Source organism: Extensimonas soli (assembly GCF_029211265.1).
Classification (GTDB): Bacteria; Pseudomonadota; Gammaproteobacteria; order Burkholderiales; family Burkholderiaceae_C; genus Extensimonas; species Extensimonas soli.
Genome location: NZ_JARGEL010000032.1, coordinates 18,423 through 34,916 on the forward strand (window position 1 = coordinate 18,423; position 16,494 = coordinate 34,916).

The following is a 16,494-nucleotide window of genomic DNA, read 5'->3' on the forward strand; positions in this document are numbered from 1 at the left end:
TCAAGCAACAGGCAAACGGGTCACGGTCCGGCGGACATCCTTTTTCCGCCCATGTCCTTGGCCTCAAGTCCCAAGCGGGCTTCACGAGAGCGCGTGCAAGGGGCACCCAAGGTTTTTCGTCAGAGAAATTCTCGAAAGGTTCATCATGGAAATATCCAAGGCTGAAGTCACCTCTGCGGCCGCAGCCACCGCACACCCCGCCACCACAACTGCCGGCACGCCCGAATTGATGGGCGCCGAAATCCTCGTCAAGGCATTGCAGGCCGAAAACGTGCAGTACGTCTGGGGCTACCCCGGCGGTGCGGTCCTCTACATCTACGACGCGCTCTACAAGCAAGACAGCATCCAGCACGTGCTGGTGCGTCACGAACAGGCGGCCGTGCACGCTGCCGACGGTTATGCACGCGCCACCGGCGACGTCGGCGTGGCGCTGGTCACTTCCGGACCCGGTTTGACCAATGCGGTCACCGGCATCGCCACGGCCTACATGGATTCGATCCCGATGGTGATCATTTCTGGCCAGGTGCCCACGGCCGCGATCGGGCTGGACGCCTTCCAGGAGTGCGACACCGTGGGCATCACGCGCCCCATCGTCAAGCACAACTTCCTCGTCAAGGATGCGCGCGACCTCGCGACGACGCTGAAAAAGGCCTTCCACATCGCGCGCACCGGCCGCCCGGGCCCCGTGGTGGTCGATATCCCCAAGGACGTTTCGTTCAAGAAGGTGCCCTACAGCGGCTACCCCGACAAGGTCGAGATGCGCTCGTACAACCCCGTGCGCAAGGGGCATGGCGGGCAGATCCGCAAGGCACTGCAGTTGCTGCTCTCGGCCAAGCGCCCCTACATCTACACCGGTGGCGGCGTGCTCATGAGCAATGCCGCGCCAGAGCTGCGCACGCTGGTCGATCTGCTCGGCTACCCTGTCACGCACACGCTGATGGGCCTGGGGGCCTACCCGGCGACGGACCGCAGGTTTCTCGGCATGCTGGGCATGCACGGCACGCTCGAAGCCAACAATGCGATGCAAAACTGCGACGTGCTGCTCGCGGTCGGGGCGCGCTTCGACGACCGCGTGATCGGCAACCCCAAGCACTTCGCGCAGAACGAGCGCAAGATCATCCACATCGACATCGACCCTTCGAGCATTTCCAAGCGCGTCAAGGTCGACGTGCCCATTGTGGGCGACGTGAAGGACGTGCTGACCGAGCTGATCGCGATGATCCGCGAAAGCTCCACGCGCCCCGACCCTGCAGCGCTCGCCGCTTGGTGGGACACGATCGAGGGCTGGCGCCAGCGCGACTGCCTCAAGTACGACCGCAGCAGCACCGACGTGCTGAAGCCGCAGTACGTGGTCGAGACGCTGTGGAACATGACCAAAGATGCCGACGCCTATATCACCTCGGACGTGGGCCAGCACCAGATGTGGGCGGCGCAGTTCTACAAGTTCAACGAGCCGCGCCGCTGGATCAATTCGGGCGGCCTGGGCACCATGGGTGTGGGCATTCCCTACGCCATGGGCATCAAGCTGGCCAAGCCGCACAGCGAGGTGTTCTGCATCACGGGCGAGGGCTCGGTGCAGATGAACATCCAGGAGCTTTCCACCTGCCTGCAATACAACACGCCGATCAAGATCGTCGCGCTCAACAACCGCTACCTCGGCATGGTGCGTCAGTGGCAGGAGATCGAATACTCGGGCCGCTACAGCCACAGCTACATGGACGCGCTGCCCAACTTCGCCAAACTGGCCGAGGCCTATGGCCATGTGGGCCTGTTGATCGAACACCCCAAGGACGTCGAGCCTGCGCTGCGTGAAGCGCGCAGGCTCAAGGACCGCACGGTGTTCCTTGACTTCCGCACCGACCCGACGGAAAACGTCTTCCCCATGGTGCAGGCGGGCAAGGGCATCACCGAGATGCTGCTCGGCTCGGAAGACCTCTGAAATCTGAGCAAAATTCCGCCGTGAGGTAGATACAGCAAGCACAGAAAGCTATCAAAAATAAAGCAATCATGCGGTGCGGGCAGTTTTGACTGCGCATCGCCGCGTGTCCCCTTCAACCTTGGACGAATCTATTGCCTGCCAAGCCTGGCACTTACCGGTGCCGGGGGAGGGCAGCGAAACGGCAGTGCCCGGCGACCCCTTGTGGGTCGTGCTGCCGTCGCAAAAAGAGGAAGTACCCACCATGAAACACATCATCGCCGTATTGCTCGAAAACGAAGCCGGAGCGCTCTCGCGCGTGGTCGGACTGTTTTCGGCGCGTGGCTACAACATCGAGTCGCTCACCGTCGCGCCCACCGAAGACCCGACGCTCTCGCGCATGACCATCCAGACCTCGGGCTCGGACGACGTGATCGAGCAAATCACCAAGCACCTCAATCGCCTGATCGAAGTCGTCAAGGTGGTCGATTTGACCGAAGGCGCCTACACGGAGCGCGAGCTCATGATGGTCAAGGTGCGCGCCGTGGGCAAGGAGCGCGAAGAAATGAAGCGCATGGCCGACATCTTCCGCGGCCGCATCATCGACGTGACCGAAAAGAGCTACACCATAGAGCTCACGGGTGACCAGGCCAAGATCGATGCCTTCTTGCAGGCCATAGACCGCACCGCCATTCTCGAAACCGTGCGCACCGGCGCGAGCGGCATAGGCCGCGGCGAGCGCATCCTGCGCGTCTGAGGACGCTCGGAAATTCTCTTTTCCTTTCCATCTCCCCAAAAATCCAACCCCGGAGCCAACATGAAAGTTTTCTACGACAAAGACTGTGACCTGAGCCTGATCAAAGGCAAAACTGTGGCCATCATCGGCTACGGCAGCCAGGGCCACGCCCATGCACAAAACCTCAACGACAGCGGCGTGAAGGTCGTGGTCGGCCTGCGCAAGGGGGGCGCGAGCTGGGACAAGGTCGGCAAGGCCGGCCTCACGGTGATGGAAGTCAATGACGCGGTCAAGGCTGCCGACGTGGTCATGATCCTGCTGCCTGACGAGCAGATCGCCGAGGTCTACAAGAACAACATCGAGCCGAACATCAAACCCGGCGCGTCGCTCGCCTTCGCGCACGGCTTCAACGTGCACTACAACCAGGTCGTGCCGCGCACCGATCTCGACGTGTGGATGGTCGCGCCCAAAGCCCCCGGCCATACCGTGCGCAACACCTACACCCAGGGCGGCGGCGTGCCGCACCTCGTGGCCGTGCACCAGGACCGCTCGGGCAAGGCGCGCGATCTGGCGCTGAGCTACGCCATGGCCAACGGCGGCGGCAAGGCCGGCATCATAGAGACCAACTTCAAGGAAGAAACCGAAACCGACCTGTTCGGCGAGCAGGCCGTGCTGTGCGGCGGCGCCGTCGAGCTCATCAAAATGGGTTACGAAACCCTGGTCGAAGCCGGCTACGCGCCCGAGATGGCCTACTTCGAATGCCTGCACGAGCTCAAGCTGATCGTGGACCTGATCTACGAAGGCGGCATCGCGAACATGAACTACTCGATCTCGAACAACGCCGAATACGGCGAGTACGTGACCGGCCCCAAGGTGGTCAACGAAAGCTCACGCCAGGCCATGCGCGAGGCGCTGAAAAACATCCAGAACGGCGACTACGCCAAGCAGTTCATCCTCGAAGGCCGCACCGGCTACCCGAGCATGACCGCGCGCCGCCGCAACACCGCCGATCACAGCATCGAGGTGGTGGGCGCCAAGCTGCGCGCCATGATGCCCTGGATCGCGAAGAACAAGCTGGTCGATCAGAGCCGCAACTGATTTGCAAAGCTCAGCGCACACAAGGGCCACTTCGGTGGCCTTTGGTGCTTTTGCGGGGCTACACTGTGGTGAGCCGCTGCCAAAAACTATTGAAACAGTAGCTGCTTGCGCTTGTCAGATAAGCACGAAAGGCCGATTTGATGCATGAAGATGAAGACTTCGTCCCCACCAGCGCGGCCTTGGTGCAGCGCAAGCTGCGCAAGGGCATTTACGTGCTGCCCAACCTGTTCACGCTCGCGGCCTTGTTCGGTGGCTTCTATGCCATCGTGATGGCCATGAACGGCCAGTTCGACCTGGCCACCACCGGCATTTTTGCCGCCATGGTGCTCGACAGCCTCGACGGCCGCGTGGCGCGCATGACGCACACGCAAAGTGCTTTCGGCGAGCAGATGGATTCGCTTTCCGACATGGTCAGCTTCGGCGCGGCGCCCGCGCTCATCGCCTACGAGTGGGCGCTGCGCCCGCTCGGGCGCTGGGGCTGGATCGCGGCCTTCGTCTATTGCGCCTGTGCGGCGCTGCGCCTGGCGCGCTTCAACGTCAACGTCGGCGTGGTGGACAAGCGCTATTTCCAGGGCCTGCCTTCGCCGGCCGCCGCCGCGCTCGTGGCGGGCTTCATCTGGCTGACCAGCGCAATGCTCGTGGCGCACCGCGAGGTGCCGCTATTTCGGGCATTGATCTCCGTGTTTGGCGGCGCACCCATAGAGCGCGGCGACCTGTCGTGGATCCTCTTCATCGTGACCTTGTTCGCGGGGCTCACCATGGTCACCAACGTTCCTTACTACAGCTTCAAGGACTTCGGCGGGCGGCGCAGCGTACCTTTCGTGGTGCTGGTGGTGCTGGCGCTGCTCATCGCCATCGTCAGCATAGAGCCTGCGACCATGCTGTTCGTGCTGTTCGTAGGCTACGCGCTGTCGGGCTATGTGATCTACGTCTGGCGCCGCGCCCAGGGGCATCCGGTGAGCATAGTGAGCACCTCGACCGACGAGCCCGATGAGCGCGGGCTGCACGACTGATTCGGCAAAAGTGCAGGCCGCGCCGTGATGCTGAAGCGGCGATGCTGCACGTCAGCCCGCGAACCGTTTGGCACCCGACACGCAGACAACGGCGCCCAGGGTCGAAAGAAGCATCGTCCAGGTCACCGGCTCGTGCAGCAGCCAGGCCGCCAGCGCCAGGCCAAGGAATGGCTGCAGCAATTGCAATTGCCCGACGGCGGCAATGCCACCTTGTGCCAGACCCCGATACCAGAACACAAAGCCCAGCAGCATGCTGAAAATCGAGACATACGCCAGCCCCAGCCAGGCTGGCGCATGCACGTGGGTGAATGATGCCGGCATCGTCCACAGGGCCAGCGGCAGCATGACGGGCGCGGACAACAGCAGCGCCCAGCTGATGACCTGCCAGCCGCCCAGTTTGCGCGTCAGGCGTGCGCCTTCGGCATAACCCAGGCCGCACACGACGATGGCGGCCAGCATCAACGAATCACTGCGCGGCGATACGTCGATTCCGCCCCGCACGGCATAGGTGACGACGAAGACGCTGCCCAGCAGCGCCAGCAGCCAGAAAGCCGGACGTGGACGCTCGCCCCCGCGCAGCACGCCAAACACGGCGGTGCACAGCGGCAGCAGCCCCAGAAACACGATGGCATGCGCGGAGGGCACCTGCTGCAGCGCCAACGCCGTCAGCAAGGGAAAGCCCAGCACCACGCCGAACGCGACGAGTGCGAGCGCGGGCAGGTCGGCTCGGTCGGGGCGTCGCGCACGCAGGCCAGCCAACAACAGCGCGCCCAATAGTGCGGCGAGGCTCGCGCGGGTGGCGGTCAAAAAGAGGGGATCGAAGTCTGCGACGGCTGCGCGTGTCGCTGGCAGCGAGCCCGCAAAAATCACCACGCCGACAAAACCATTGACCCAACCGCGTGCAGATTCATCCATCGCCATCCCCTCTCTGTGAAAACTTGCCTATCGCAAGTCCTTCAGTGGAGCATGGATGTGTTGCGAGAACCAGCAACAATAAGGTACAGTTTTCCGAAACTGTTATGCTTTCAAAACGCATACAGTCGAAAACTCAAAATGCCACGCCAGGGAACGAAGATTCGCACCGTGATGGAGGCGATTCGTACCAGAATCGCCGCCCGCACCTACCCGCCGGATGCACGCCTGCCTTCCGTGCGCGCGCTGGCCAAGAACATGCAGGTATCGGTTTCGACCGTCGTCGAAGCGTATGACCGTCTGGCTGCGGAAGGTGTCATCGGCGCCCGCGCGGGCTCGGGTTTTTACGTGCTGGGGCATGCCGCGCCTTTGGCCCTGGCGCACATCGGCCCGCCGCGCGAGCGTGACGTCGATCCCCTGTGGGTTTCGCGCCAGTCGCTCGAGGCTGCGGACGCCATGCCCAAACCAGGGTGTGGCTGGTTGCCCGCATCGTGGATGGATGTGGATGGCTTGCGCAGCGCATTGCGCGCAGTGGCCCGGGCCGATGGCGCCGTGCTCGCGGATTACGCCTGCCCGCTCGGGCTGCCGGCGCTGCGCGAGTTGCTCGCGCGCCGCATGGCCGCAGTGGGAATAGAAGTGCCTGCCGAGCAGATCATGCTGACCGATTCTGGCACCCAGGCGTTGGACATGGTCTGCCGTTTCCTGCTGGAGCCGGGCGATACCGTGCTGGTGGACGACCCGTGCTACTTCAATTTTCAAGCCCTGCTACGTGCGCACCGCGTTCAGGTCGTGGGTGTGGCGTACACGCCGCAGGGGCCTGACATCGCAGCGTTCGCGGCCTGTCTGCAGCAGCATGCGCCCCGGCTCTACATCACCAACTCGGGCATCCACAACCCGACGGGGGGCACGCTCTCGGCCAGCACGGCGCATCGCCTGCTGCAACTTGCAGAGCAGGCCGGCATGGTGGTGGTCGAAGACGACATCTTTGCCGATTTTGAAGTTCAGCCGGCACCACGGCTCGCCGCGTTCGATGGCCTTGCGCGGGTGATTCACATCGGCAGCTTTTCCAAAACCGTATCGGCTTCGCTGCGTTGCGGCTATATCGCGGCGCGTGCGGATTGGATCGATAGTCTGGTGGACCTGAAAATCGCCACCAGTTTCAGCGGTGGCTTTCTGGCTGCGCAGGTGGTGCGGACGGTGTTGACCCAAAGCGGCTACCGCAAGCACCTGGAGGCGCTGCGGGCGCGTCTGGCGAGAGAGCGCGACAGGGCTGTGGAGCGCCTGGGCGCACTGGGCATCACGCCCTGGCTCGTGCCTCGTGCAGGAATGTTCCTCTGGTGCCGGCTGCCGGACGGCATCGATGCGGCGCGTCTGGCGCGCGCCAGTTTGCAAGAGGGAGTCGTGTTGGCGCCGGGCAATGTATTCAGCCCGTCACTCTCGGCGAGAAACCTGATGCGTTTCAACGTATCGCAGTTGACCGATTCCCGGGTGTTCGACGTGCTCGCGCAGGCTTTGCACCAAATGCGCACCGCGCCCTGATCGCGAAGAAAAGAAACACCGGTTTGGCGCCAGAACAAAGCAAGGAATTGAAGTCACCCAAGCTATGCTACATTCCACGCCCATGAGCAAGTTTGCGCTAGCCCTTCTACTGCTACCTCACCACGGGCGGAGGCAGTAGGCGCGCGCGCATACTTTTTCTAACGAGGCCCGTTTGCACACCTGCAGCGGGCCTTTTGTTTTGCGCGCAAAAATTTCGCAACCCAATCCATCCCATCGTTTTTTGACACCAGGAGCATTTCATGGCCGACCAACTCATCATTTTCGACACCACCTTGCGCGACGGCGAGCAGTCGCCTGGCGCTTCCATGACGCGCGAGGAAAAGCTGCGCATCGCGCGCCAGCTCGAGCGCCTGAAGGTCGATGTGATCGAGGCTGGCTTCGCGGCGAGTTCGGACGGTGACTTCGAGGCCGTCAAGGCGATCGCCCAGGTCATCAAGGACTCCACGGTCTGCTCGCTCTCGCGCGCCAATGACCGCGACATCGCGCGCGCGGCCGAGGCGCTCAAGGGCGCCGCACGTGCGCGCATCCACACTTTCATTGCAACCTCGCCGCTGCACATGGAGAAAAAGCTGCGCATGACGCCCGAACAGGTGCTCGAGCAGGCGCGGCAATCGGTGCGCTTTGCACGCAATCTGCTCGACGACATCGAGTTCAGCACCGAAGACGGCTCGCGCAGCGACGTCGACTTTTTGTGCCGCGTGATCGAAACCGTGATCGCCGAAGGGGCGACCACGATCAACGTCCCTGACACCGTGGGCTATGCCGTGCCCGAACAGTACGGCCACTTCATCAAGACCTTGCGCGAGCGCGTGCCCAACAGCGACAAGGCGATCTGGTCGGTGCACTGCCACAACGACCTGGGCATGGCGGTGGCGAACTCGCTCGCGGGTGTGCATATCGGCGGCGCGCGCCAGGTCGAGTGCACCATCAACGGCCTGGGCGAGCGCGCGGGCAACTGCTCGCTCGAAGAGGTGGTGATGGCCGTGAAGACGCGGCGTGATTATTTTCAGCTCGACGTGGGCATAGACACGCGCCACATCCTTGCCGCGAGCCGCATGGTGAGCCAAACCACGGGTTTCGTGGTGCAGCCCAACAAGGCCGTGGTCGGGGCGAATGCGTTTGCGCACGCGAGCGGCATCCACCAGGACGGCGTGCTCAAGGCGCGCGACACCTACGAAATCATGCGCGCCGAGGACGTGGGCTGGAGCGCCAACAAGATCGTGCTGGGCAAACTCTCGGGCCGCAATGCCTTCAAGCAGCGCCTGCAGGAGCTCGGCGTGAGCCTGGACAGCGAGGCCGAGATCAACGCTGCGTTCTTGCGCTTCAAGGAGCTGGCCGACCGCAAGAGCGAGATTTTCGACGAGGACATCCTCGCGCTCGTGAGCGAAGAAAACCTCAGCGGCGAGAAGGAAAAGTACGGCTTCGTGTCGCTGTACCAGCAGAGCGAAACCGGCGAGCAGCCGCATGCGCGCATCGTCTTCACGGTCGATGGCGTCGAGGTGGCGGGCGAGGCGAACGGCAACGGCCCCGTCGATGCCTCGCTCAAGGCGATCGAATCCATCGTGCACAGCGGCGCCGAGATGGTGCTGTATTCGGTGAACGCGATCAGCGGCTCGACCGAAAGCCAGGGCGAAGTGACGGTGCGGCTGCAAAGCAGCGGACGCGTGGTCAATGGCGTGGGTGCCGACCCCGACATCATCGTGGCTTCGGCCAAGGCCTATCTGAGCGCGCTGAACAAGTTACAAAGTAAAGCCGAGCGCGTGGCGGCGCAAGGCTGAACCAAGCGGGCAGGGCGCATCTATAATTCATCCCGATTCTGAGAAGGCCATGCAACGCATTGATTTTGCGTGGCTTTTTTGGGTGGTTTGCAAGTACCGACATTTTTTACCACCGGGAGCATTTGGATGCACCATCGTCGCCCAACTGCAGCGCATCGTTTCATCCGCCATTGCGCGCGCTTTTTCGGTATCGCCTTGGTCGGACTGGCGCTGTCGGCACCCGCGGTGCAGGCGGCTACGACGACGGCACGCCAAAAAACCGCAGCCACAAAAAAGCACGTCGCAGTTGCTGCGTCGAAATCCGTAAAGGCGAGCAGCAAGAGTGGTGGCAAGTCCCACCGGCAGGTGGCGGCACGCAAGTCTGCCGTTGCCAAAACCACGGTGGTAAGCAAGTCCACTGCCGCGCCGCGGGTGCGGCGCACGCTCGCGGCGCGCTCCGCCAAGGCGCCGGCGCGTGCCGTCGCTGCGGCACCTGAGCGGCAATCGTTTGGTGCGGCGGCGGGGCTGCACGCGGTGAACGATCCGCTGGACTTGAAGTCCAGCGTGGCGCTGGTGCTCGATCAGGACACGCACGAGGTCTTGCTGAGCAAGAACGACCGCGCCGTGCTGCCCATTGCCTCGCTGACCAAGCTCATGACGGGGCTGCTGGTGGTGCAGGCACGCCTGCCGCTCGACGAGCCCATCACGATCACGCAGGAAGACGTGGACACCGAAAAGGGCAGCCACTCGCGCCTGGCCGTGGGCACCACGCTTTCGCGCGGTGAAATGCTGCATCTTGCGCTGATGTCGAGCGAAAACCGCGCCGCGCACGCGCTGGGGCGCACCTATCCTGGCGGGCTCGATGCCTTTGTGGCGCTGATGAACGCCAAGGCGCGCCAGTTGGGCATGACGAACACGCGCTACGTCGAGCCCACCGGTTTATCGAGCAGCAACCAGGCAAGTGCGCGCGACCTCGCGGTGCTCGTGAACGCTGCCTACGCCGAGCCCCTGATGCGCGAACTCTCGACATCGCCAGGTTATGAAGTCGCGGTGGGCCGCAGAACCCTGCAATACAACAACACCAACCGCCTGGTCAAAAACCCCGATTGGGACATAGGGCTGCAAAAAACGGGCTACATCTCCGAAGCCGGGCGCTGCCTCGTGATGCAGACCAAAATTGCCGGGCGCCGGCTCATCATGGTGTTCCTAGACTCGGCGGGCAAGCTCAGCCGCATCGCCGATGCGCAGCGCGTGCGCAACTGGGTCGAATCAGCCTCGGCCGCAGGCGGGGCACCGGCAGTGGGCGCCAAAATACAGCCCGCAGCGCGCTCCACCCGCGATAGCTGAAGCCGTAAGCTTGGCAAGGACTTCAGCGCCATTTTGTTCGGGAGCGCGTGCCTAGGAGCCTGGGTGGAAACCGTCGCGAGCGGCCCGGGTGCAAGCTCTCAGCGCTTTCCTTGCGTGGCGTGGGGCGCGCGCAAACCGCTGACGGCTTCCTTGCCAGGCTGGTAGCCGAGCGCGAGCGAGATTTCCTGCGCCGTGGCCTGCAGTTTGGGGCCCCAGCCTTCGTCGAGCCGGTCGGCCGGTGCGGAGATCGACAAGCCTGCGACGAGCTGCCCCTGGTCGTCGAAAACGCCCGCGGCCATGCAGCGCACACCCAGTTCCAGCTCTTCGTTGTCGCGCGCGATACCGTACTGGCGTGTTTTGGCGAGCTCACGCTCGAGCGTGGCAAGCTGCGTGATGCTGTTGCGCGTGTGGCCCGCGAGGCCCGTGCGCGTGGCGTAGGCGCGTACGCGCTGGGCATCGTCGTACGCCAGGAAGAGCTTTCCCGTGGACGTCAGGTGCAGCGGCGCCCGGCCGCCTATGGCGCGCACCACCTGCATGCCCGAGCGTTCGCTGTAGCTGCGTTCGATATAGACGATTTCATCGCCTTGGCGCACGCTGAGGTTCACGGGCTGTTGGATCAGCTTGTGCAGCTTGCGCATGGGGGCGAGTGCGGCTTCGCGCACGTTGAGGCGGCCTTTGACGAGGTTGCCCAACTCCAGCAGACGCATGCCCAGGCGATAGCTGCCGGTTTCTGGCCTGTCGACGAAGCGGCCCAGCGTCAGGTCGTTCAGGATGCGGTGCGTGGTCGAGGGGTGCAGGCCGGTTTTTTCGCTGAGCTCCTTGAGCGAAATCGGCTCTTCGCGCGAAGCCAGGACGTCGATCAGGGTGAACATGCGTTCCAGCACCTGGATGCTGGGCTTGCTGGCAGTGGCCTGGGGATTTTTCTTCATGGGACATGCGCTAGACGATGTTCGCGCATCTTATCTTGTGAAATGTCTTGCCATCAAACGGGAATGGATTCGGGCGCATCCCGCCATTGCCATTTGCCGTCCACGAGCACCTCGTGCGGCACAAAGCGCGCCTTGTAGGCCATCTTGGGGCTTTGCGCGATCCAGTAGCCCAGATAGACGTAGGGCAGGCCGAGCTGGCGCGCTTCCTGCACTTGCCACAACACGCTGTAAGTGCCGTAGCTGCTGTGTGCGTCGGACTCGTAAAAGGTATAAACAGCCGACAGTCCATCGTCGAGCACGTCGAGGATGGACACCATCTTGAGGGCGCCGGGCTGGCCGCCCGTTCCTGGCGCGCGGAACTCGACCAGGCGCGAGTTCACGCGGCTTTGCAGCAGGAACTGGGTGTATTGGTCGATGTTGTCCTGGTCCATGCCGCCGCCGGGGTGGCGCAGGCTTTGGTAGCGGCGGTAGAGCTGGTAGTGCTCGGCCACGAAACCCAGGCGCAGCACGCGCACCTGCAAGTCGGCGTGGCGCGCGGCGGCGCGGCGCTGGCTGCGGTCGGGCCGGAACGCTGCCACGGGCACGCGCAAGGGGATGCAGGCCTGGCAGCCGTCGCAATAAGGCCGGTAGGTGAACATGCCGCTGCGCCGAAAGCCCTGCGCCACCAGCGCCGAATACGGCCCCGTCTGAATCAAGTGGCTGGGCGTGGCAACCTGCGAGCGCGCCTGCCGCCCAGGCAGGTAGCTGCAAGGGTAGGGGGCCGTGGCGTAAAACTGCAGGGCGCGCAGCGGGAGTTCGTTGAGTTGCGTCATGCGTGGGCCGGCAGGGGGGAAGCTGTGGCCGCGGCTGGCGGGGTGGCCGCGGTCGTCGAATGCACCAGCGGGTGCGCGAGCAAGCCGTCCCAATACGACGGGTCGAAGTGCCAGCGCAGGGGCGGCAGCGTCTGTGCAGTGGCGATGTGCTGCAGGAAGTCGGTGCGTGGAATCTCGCGTGCGCCCAGCGACGCCAGGTGTGCGGTGTTTTGCTGGCAGTCGATCAGCGCCACGCCTTCGCGTCGACACAGGCACACCAAGGCCGCGAGCGCGATTTTGGAGGCGTCGCTGGCGTGCGCGAACATCGATTCGCCGAACACCGCGCGCCCCAGCGCCACACAATACAGCCCGCCCACGAGCTTGCCATCGACCCAGGTTTCGACGCTGTGCGCGTCGCCGGCCGCGTGCAGCCGCTCGTAGGCGCGCACCATTTCGGGGACGATCCAGGTGCCGTTTTGGCCGGCGCGCGGCGTGCTTGCACAGGCGCGAATGACTTGGCCAAAGGCGTGGTCTATGCGAATCTCACAATCGGGCGTGGCGGCAAAGCGCTGCAAGGTTTTGCGCAGCGAGCGGTGCAGGCGGAATTCGGCCACCGGCAGCACCATGCGCGGATCGGGCGACCACCAGAGGATGGACTGCCCCGCGCTGAACCACGGGAAGCAGCCTTGCGCATAGGCCGCACGCAGGTACGCGAGATCGAGCGCGCCGCCCGCGGCCAGCAGGCCGGGGGCGGGCGTGTCCGGCCCCCAGGCGCGGTTGGGGGGCGGCAGCGGGTCTTCGGGTTCGAGCCAGGGAAGTTGCAAGGGCATGTGCAAAGCGTAGCAAAGAGCGGCCCAGGCTGCAGAAAATGCACAGAAAAAGGGGCTCAGCCAAAAAACCAATAGCACACGGCAATCGCCGCGAGCACGCCCGCAAGCTCGGCGAGCAGCGCGCAGGCTACCGCGTGGCGCGCACGCTGTATGCCCACGGCGCCGAAATACACCGCGAGCACGTAGAAGGTGGTTTCGGTGCTGCCCTGCACCGTGGCGGCGAGCAGCGCGGCAAAGCTGTCCACGCCGTGGGTCTGCATGGTTTCGATCAGGAGGGCGCGCGCGGCGCTGCCCGAAAAAGGCTTGACCAGCGCCGTGGGCAGCGCATCGACGAAGCGCGTGTCCCAGCCGAGCCATTGCACCGCGGCGCGGATCGCCGCGAGGGCGTACTCCAGCGCCCCCGAGGCGCGCAGCACGCCCACGGCGCAGAGCATGGCCACGAGGTAGGGCAGCAGATTTTTTGCCACCTCGAAGCCTTCGCGCGCGCCGTCGATGAAGGCCTCGTACACAGGCACGCGCCGCCAGGCGCCCAGCAGCAGAAAAAGCAGCAGCAGCCCGAACAGCAGCAGGTTGCCCAGCAGTGACGACAGCTGCGTGAGCGCCGCCGCCGGCAACGTGGCCAGCAGCGCCATGAAGCCGGAGAGCGCCAGCGCCACGGGCAGCAGGTAGGCCAGCACCACGGGGCTCCACAGGGGCAGGCGCTGCACCCAGGCGACACTGAGCAGGCCCACCAGGGTCGAGGCCGAGGTGGCGAGCAGGATGGGCAGAAAGACCAGCGCCGGATCGGGGGCGCCCTGCTGCATGCGGTACATGAAAATCGTCACCGGCAGCAGCGTGAGCGAAGACGCGTTGAGCACGAGGAACAGGATTTGCGCGTTGCTCGCGCTCTCGGGGTGTGGGTTGAGCGTTTGCAATTCGCGCATGGCCTTGAGGCCGATCGGCGTGGCGGCGTTGTCCAGGCCGAGTGCGTTGGCGGCAAAGTTCAGCGTGATGAGCCCGAGTGCCGGGTGCCCGCGCGGCACTTCGGGCATGAGGCGCTGAAACAGCGGCGCAAGCCCGCGCGCGAGCGCCGCGACCAGCCCCGCGCGCTCGGCGATGCGCAAAAAGCCCAGCCACAGTGTGAGCGTGCCAAAGAGCAGCAGCATCACCTCGACGGAGAGCTTGGCCATGCCGAACAGCGCCTCGACCATCGCGGCAAACACCTGCGCCTGCCCGCCCCCGAGCCACTGGCCCAGCGCGGCAAGCGCTGCGGTGAGGAAAAAGCCGAGCCAGAGACGATTGAGCATAGAGTTGGGAAAGGTGCGGTGATTGTGCAAATGCAGCAGGGTATCCCTGTAAGAATGGGCTCCAAAAGCATACGGCGTGGGAATTTTGCGCGGTTTCTTGGTATCGTAGGAGGCATCTCAGCAACCAGGAGAAGACAGACCATGACCGAAAACCAAGCGAGCACGAACCTGCGCTGGCGTCTGGAAGAGTTGGATTTTTCTGCCCTTGACGCCGCGAAGGTGCAGGCGCGCGACGATATTTTCCTGCTGGTGTGCAGCGCTTCATTCGTCGAAAGCGGCGCTGACGTGTATGCACAGAACCTCGTCGATTATTTCGCCGGCGACGCCGAGACGGGCGCATGGCTGGACGCGCACTGGATGGCCGAGGAACTGCAACACGGCCGGGCGCTCAAGGCCTACGTGCAGCAGGTCTGGCCCGACTTCGACTGGGACGGCGCCTACGCCGACTTTTTTGCCGAATATTCAAAACTCTGCACCACCGATGAACTCGAGCCCACGCGCGGGCAGGAGATGGTGGCGCGCTGCATCGTCGAGATGGGCACCACCACTTACTACCAGGCGCTGCACGCCGTGAGCGACGAGCCCGTGCTGCGCGACCTGTGCTGGCGCATACGCACCGACGAGGTGCAGCACTACAAGCACTTCTACCACTATTTTTTGAGCTACCGCGAGCTCGAGCACTTGAGCCGCCCGCAGGTCATCGCCACGCTGTGGCGCCGCGCGGCCGAGCTGCGCCAGAGCGACGCCGACGTCGCCCTGCGCCATGCCTGGAACTGGCGCTTTCGCGGCCGCGCCGACGCGCCGTCCTACGATGCAATGAGCCGCCAGCTGTTCGCGCTCATGCGCACCCAGTACCCCGTAGATATGGCCATGCGCATGGCGATCAAACCGCTGCAACTGCCAGCCTGGCTGGAGCAGCGCATGGAGCGCCCCTTGAGCGCCGTGGCGCGCTGGGCTTTGCTGCATTGATCTTGATAGCAGCACATGCTTGCTGTACATGGGCTATAGCCCGTTTTTATGTGTAATTTGCAGGCGGCAGCAAAAAATCCACGCCATTTGGGCGGCCCGGTAGTTTGAGCTGGCTCACGGGCGCCGGGCTTTGCGCGATTGGCTTGCCGCGTCGGTACACCGCGAGGCGCGCCGCGCGCAGGCGAATCGCCTCGGCAGGGTCGCGCGCGTGCAGCAGCACGAAGTCGGCGTGGCAACCCGGCTGCAGGCCGTAGCCCTCCAGCCCCAGCAGCCGCGCGGGCTGCGTGGTCACGGCCTCGAAGCAGGCGCGCATGGCGCTCTGGCTGGTCATCTGCGCCACGTGCAGCCCCATGTGCGCGACTTCGAGCATGTCGGCGCTGCCAAGGCCATACCATGGGTCGAGCACACAGTCCTGCCCGAAGGCGAGCGTGAGGCCCGCGGCCAGCAGTTCGGGCACGCGCGTCATGCCGCGGCGCTTGGGGTAGCTGTCGTGGCGGCCTTGCAGGGTGATGTTGATGAGGGGATTCGCGACCACGCCGAGCTGCGCCTCGGCCATGAGCGGAATCAGCTTGCTGACGTAGTAGTTGTCCATGCTGTGCATGGAAGTCAGGTGCGAACCCGTCACGCGCCCCTGCAGGCCCAGGCGCTGCGTCTCAAAGGCCAGGGTTTCGACATGGCGCGAGTGCGGGTCGTCGCTCTCGTCGCAGTGCATGTCCACGCGCTTGCCCGCTTCGGCTGCGATCTCGCACAGGATGCGCACACTCTCTGCGCCCTCGGCCATGGTGCGCTCGAAGTGCGGAATGCCGCCCACCACGTCCACGCCCAGTTCCAGCGCGCGCCGCAGGTTGGCCAGGCCGCCGGGGCTGCGCAGCACGCCGTCCTGCGGAAACGCGACGAGCTGCAGGTCGAGGTAGGGCGCCACGCGCCGCTTCACGTCGAGCAGCGCATGCACCGGCAGCAGGCTCGGCTCGCTCGTGTCCACGTGGCTGCGGATCGCGAGCAGGCCGCGCGCCACGGCCCAGTCGCAATAGCGCAGCGCGCGCTCGACGATGGCCTCGTGCGTGAGCGTGGGCTTGAGCTCGCCCCACAGCGCGATGCCTTCGAGCAGCGTACCGCTTTCGTTCACGCGCGGCTGGCCGTAGCTCAGGGCCGAGTCGAGGTGGAAATGCGCATCGACGAAGGGCGGGCTGAGCAGCAGACCGCGGGCATCCACGGTCTCTTGCGCAGGCGCCTGCAGGCCTTCGGTGACTTCGACGATGCGGCCATCTTGCACGGCGATGGACATGTTGCGGCGGCCATCGGGCAGGCTGGCGCGGGTGATGAGCAGGTCGAGCATGGGTAGTGGCCTCAC

At 64.5% G+C, this 16,494-nt stretch carries 14 protein-coding genes; 8 read left to right on the forward strand and 6 right to left on the reverse strand.

All coding sequences use genetic code 11. From position 1 onward, the window contains the following. Positions 1-145: 145 nt before the first annotated feature. The 4 genes from PYV55_RS15135 (at position 146) to pssA (ending at position 4,762) form a co-directional block, all read left to right on the forward strand. A complete protein-coding gene (locus PYV55_RS15135) occupies positions 146-1,939 on the forward strand; it encodes an acetolactate synthase 3 catalytic subunit (RefSeq protein ID WP_275852878.1) in 1,794 nt (597 codons plus the stop codon). A gap of 241 nt (positions 1,940-2,180) precedes the next feature. Beyond that, the gene (gene ilvN / locus PYV55_RS15140; protein WP_144733401.1) at positions 2,181-2,672 is read left to right on the forward strand and encodes an acetolactate synthase small subunit; all 492 of its coding nucleotides are present in this window, start codon (positions 2,181-2,183) and stop codon (positions 2,670-2,672) included. Positions 2,673-2,732: 60 nt separating this feature from the next. Next, on the forward strand, positions 2,733-3,749 hold the full coding sequence (gene ilvC, locus PYV55_RS15145; RefSeq protein WP_275852881.1) for a ketol-acid reductoisomerase: 1,017 nt from the start codon (positions 2,733-2,735) through the stop codon (positions 3,747-3,749). A gap of 140 nt (positions 3,750-3,889) precedes the next feature. After that, positions 3,890-4,762: a CDP-diacylglycerol--serine O-phosphatidyltransferase gene (pssA, locus tag PYV55_RS15150; RefSeq protein ID WP_275852883.1), complete on the forward strand. Its 873-nt coding sequence runs from the start codon at positions 3,890-3,892 to the stop codon at positions 4,760-4,762. A gap of 51 nt (positions 4,763-4,813) precedes the next feature. On the opposite strand, the gene PYV55_RS15155 is transcribed toward pssA, so the two are convergent. Further along, a complete protein-coding gene (locus tag PYV55_RS15155; RefSeq protein WP_275852885.1) occupies positions 4,814-5,677 on the reverse strand; it encodes a DMT family transporter in 864 nt (287 codons plus the stop codon). A gap of 138 nt (positions 5,678-5,815) precedes the next feature. On the opposite strand from PYV55_RS15155, the gene PYV55_RS15160 reads away from it, so the two are divergent. From PYV55_RS15160 to pbpG, 3 genes are all read left to right on the forward strand, one after another. After that, positions 5,816-7,213, forward strand: coding sequence for an aminotransferase-like domain-containing protein (locus PYV55_RS15160; protein ID WP_275853210.1), 1,398 nt, complete (start codon positions 5,816-5,818; stop codon positions 7,211-7,213). A 260-nt stretch (positions 7,214-7,473) separates the two neighbouring features. Then, complete coding sequence (locus PYV55_RS15165) at positions 7,474-9,012, forward strand: 2-isopropylmalate synthase (protein ID WP_275852887.1); 1,539 nt, start codon at positions 7,474-7,476, stop codon at positions 9,010-9,012. 126 nt (positions 9,013-9,138) lie between these two features. Continuing rightward, positions 9,139-10,338: a D-alanyl-D-alanine endopeptidase gene (pbpG, locus tag PYV55_RS15170; protein ID WP_144733386.1), complete on the forward strand. Its 1,200-nt coding sequence runs from the start codon at positions 9,139-9,141 to the stop codon at positions 10,336-10,338. Between the two features lie 98 nt (positions 10,339-10,436). Here pbpG and PYV55_RS15175 read toward each other — a convergent pair whose 3' ends face one another. The 4 genes from PYV55_RS15175 to PYV55_RS15190 are packed head-to-tail and all read right to left on the reverse strand — an operon-like array spanning position 10,437 to position 14,174. Then, complete coding sequence (locus tag PYV55_RS15175; protein WP_144733383.1) at positions 10,437-11,267, reverse strand: IclR family transcriptional regulator; 831 nt, start codon at positions 11,265-11,267, stop codon at positions 10,437-10,439. A 53-nt stretch (positions 11,268-11,320) separates the two neighbouring features. Beyond that, the gene (locus PYV55_RS15180) at positions 11,321-12,079 is read right to left on the reverse strand and encodes an arginyltransferase (RefSeq protein WP_275852892.1); all 759 of its coding nucleotides are present in this window, start codon (positions 12,077-12,079) and stop codon (positions 11,321-11,323) included. Next, positions 12,076-12,888, reverse strand: coding sequence for a leucyl/phenylalanyl-tRNA--protein transferase (gene aat / locus PYV55_RS15185; RefSeq protein WP_144733377.1), 813 nt, complete (start codon positions 12,886-12,888; stop codon positions 12,076-12,078). The genes PYV55_RS15180 and aat overlap by 4 nt, the downstream gene beginning before the upstream one ends. A gap of 56 nt (positions 12,889-12,944) precedes the next feature. Beyond that, the gene (locus tag PYV55_RS15190) at positions 12,945-14,174 is read right to left on the reverse strand and encodes a nucleoside recognition domain-containing protein (protein ID WP_275852901.1); all 1,230 of its coding nucleotides are present in this window, start codon (positions 14,172-14,174) and stop codon (positions 12,945-12,947) included. 141 nt (positions 14,175-14,315) lie between these two features. Between PYV55_RS15190 and PYV55_RS15195 the strand changes: the two genes are divergently transcribed. Further along, the gene (locus PYV55_RS15195) at positions 14,316-15,143 is read left to right on the forward strand and encodes a ferritin-like domain-containing protein (RefSeq protein ID WP_275852904.1); all 828 of its coding nucleotides are present in this window, start codon (positions 14,316-14,318) and stop codon (positions 15,141-15,143) included. 46 nt (positions 15,144-15,189) lie between these two features. On the opposite strand, the gene PYV55_RS15200 is transcribed toward PYV55_RS15195, so the two are convergent. After that, positions 15,190-16,479, reverse strand: a complete 1,290-nt coding sequence (locus PYV55_RS15200) for an amidohydrolase family protein (protein WP_275852906.1) — start codon at positions 16,477-16,479, stop codon at positions 15,190-15,192. Positions 16,480-16,494 lie beyond the last annotated feature (15 nt).

Bases quoted from the DNA above. Each gene is read 5' to 3' on its own strand.
- PYV55_RS15135 (WP_275852878.1), top strand. From the start codon at position 146: ATGGAAATATCCAAGGCTGAAGTCACCTCTGCGGCCGCAGCCACCGCA.
- ilvN (WP_144733401.1), top strand. From the start codon at position 2,181: ATGAAACACATCATCGCCGTATTGCTCGAAAACGAAGCCGGAGCGCTC.
- ilvC (WP_275852881.1), top strand. From the start codon at position 2,733: ATGAAAGTTTTCTACGACAAAGACTGTGACCTGAGCCTGATCAAAGGC.
- pssA (WP_275852883.1), top strand. From the start codon at position 3,890: ATGCATGAAGATGAAGACTTCGTCCCCACCAGCGCGGCCTTGGTGCAG.
- PYV55_RS15155 (WP_275852885.1), bottom strand. From the start codon at position 5,677: ATGGATGAATCTGCACGCGGTTGGGTCAATGGTTTTGTCGGCGTGGTG.
- PYV55_RS15160 (WP_275853210.1), top strand. From the start codon at position 5,816: ATGCCACGCCAGGGAACGAAGATTCGCACCGTGATGGAGGCGATTCGT.
- PYV55_RS15165 (WP_275852887.1), top strand. From the start codon at position 7,474: ATGGCCGACCAACTCATCATTTTCGACACCACCTTGCGCGACGGCGAG.
- pbpG (WP_144733386.1), top strand. From the start codon at position 9,139: ATGCACCATCGTCGCCCAACTGCAGCGCATCGTTTCATCCGCCATTGC.
- PYV55_RS15175 (WP_144733383.1), bottom strand. From the start codon at position 11,267: ATGAAGAAAAATCCCCAGGCCACTGCCAGCAAGCCCAGCATCCAGGTG.
- PYV55_RS15180 (WP_275852892.1), bottom strand. From the start codon at position 12,079: ATGACGCAACTCAACGAACTCCCGCTGCGCGCCCTGCAGTTTTACGCC.
- aat (WP_144733377.1), bottom strand. From the start codon at position 12,888: ATGCCCTTGCAACTTCCCTGGCTCGAACCCGAAGACCCGCTGCCGCCC.
- PYV55_RS15190 (WP_275852901.1), bottom strand. From the start codon at position 14,174: ATGCTCAATCGTCTCTGGCTCGGCTTTTTCCTCACCGCAGCGCTTGCC.
- PYV55_RS15195 (WP_275852904.1), top strand. From the start codon at position 14,316: ATGACCGAAAACCAAGCGAGCACGAACCTGCGCTGGCGTCTGGAAGAG.
- PYV55_RS15200 (WP_275852906.1), bottom strand. From the start codon at position 16,479: ATGCTCGACCTGCTCATCACCCGCGCCAGCCTGCCCGATGGCCGCCGC.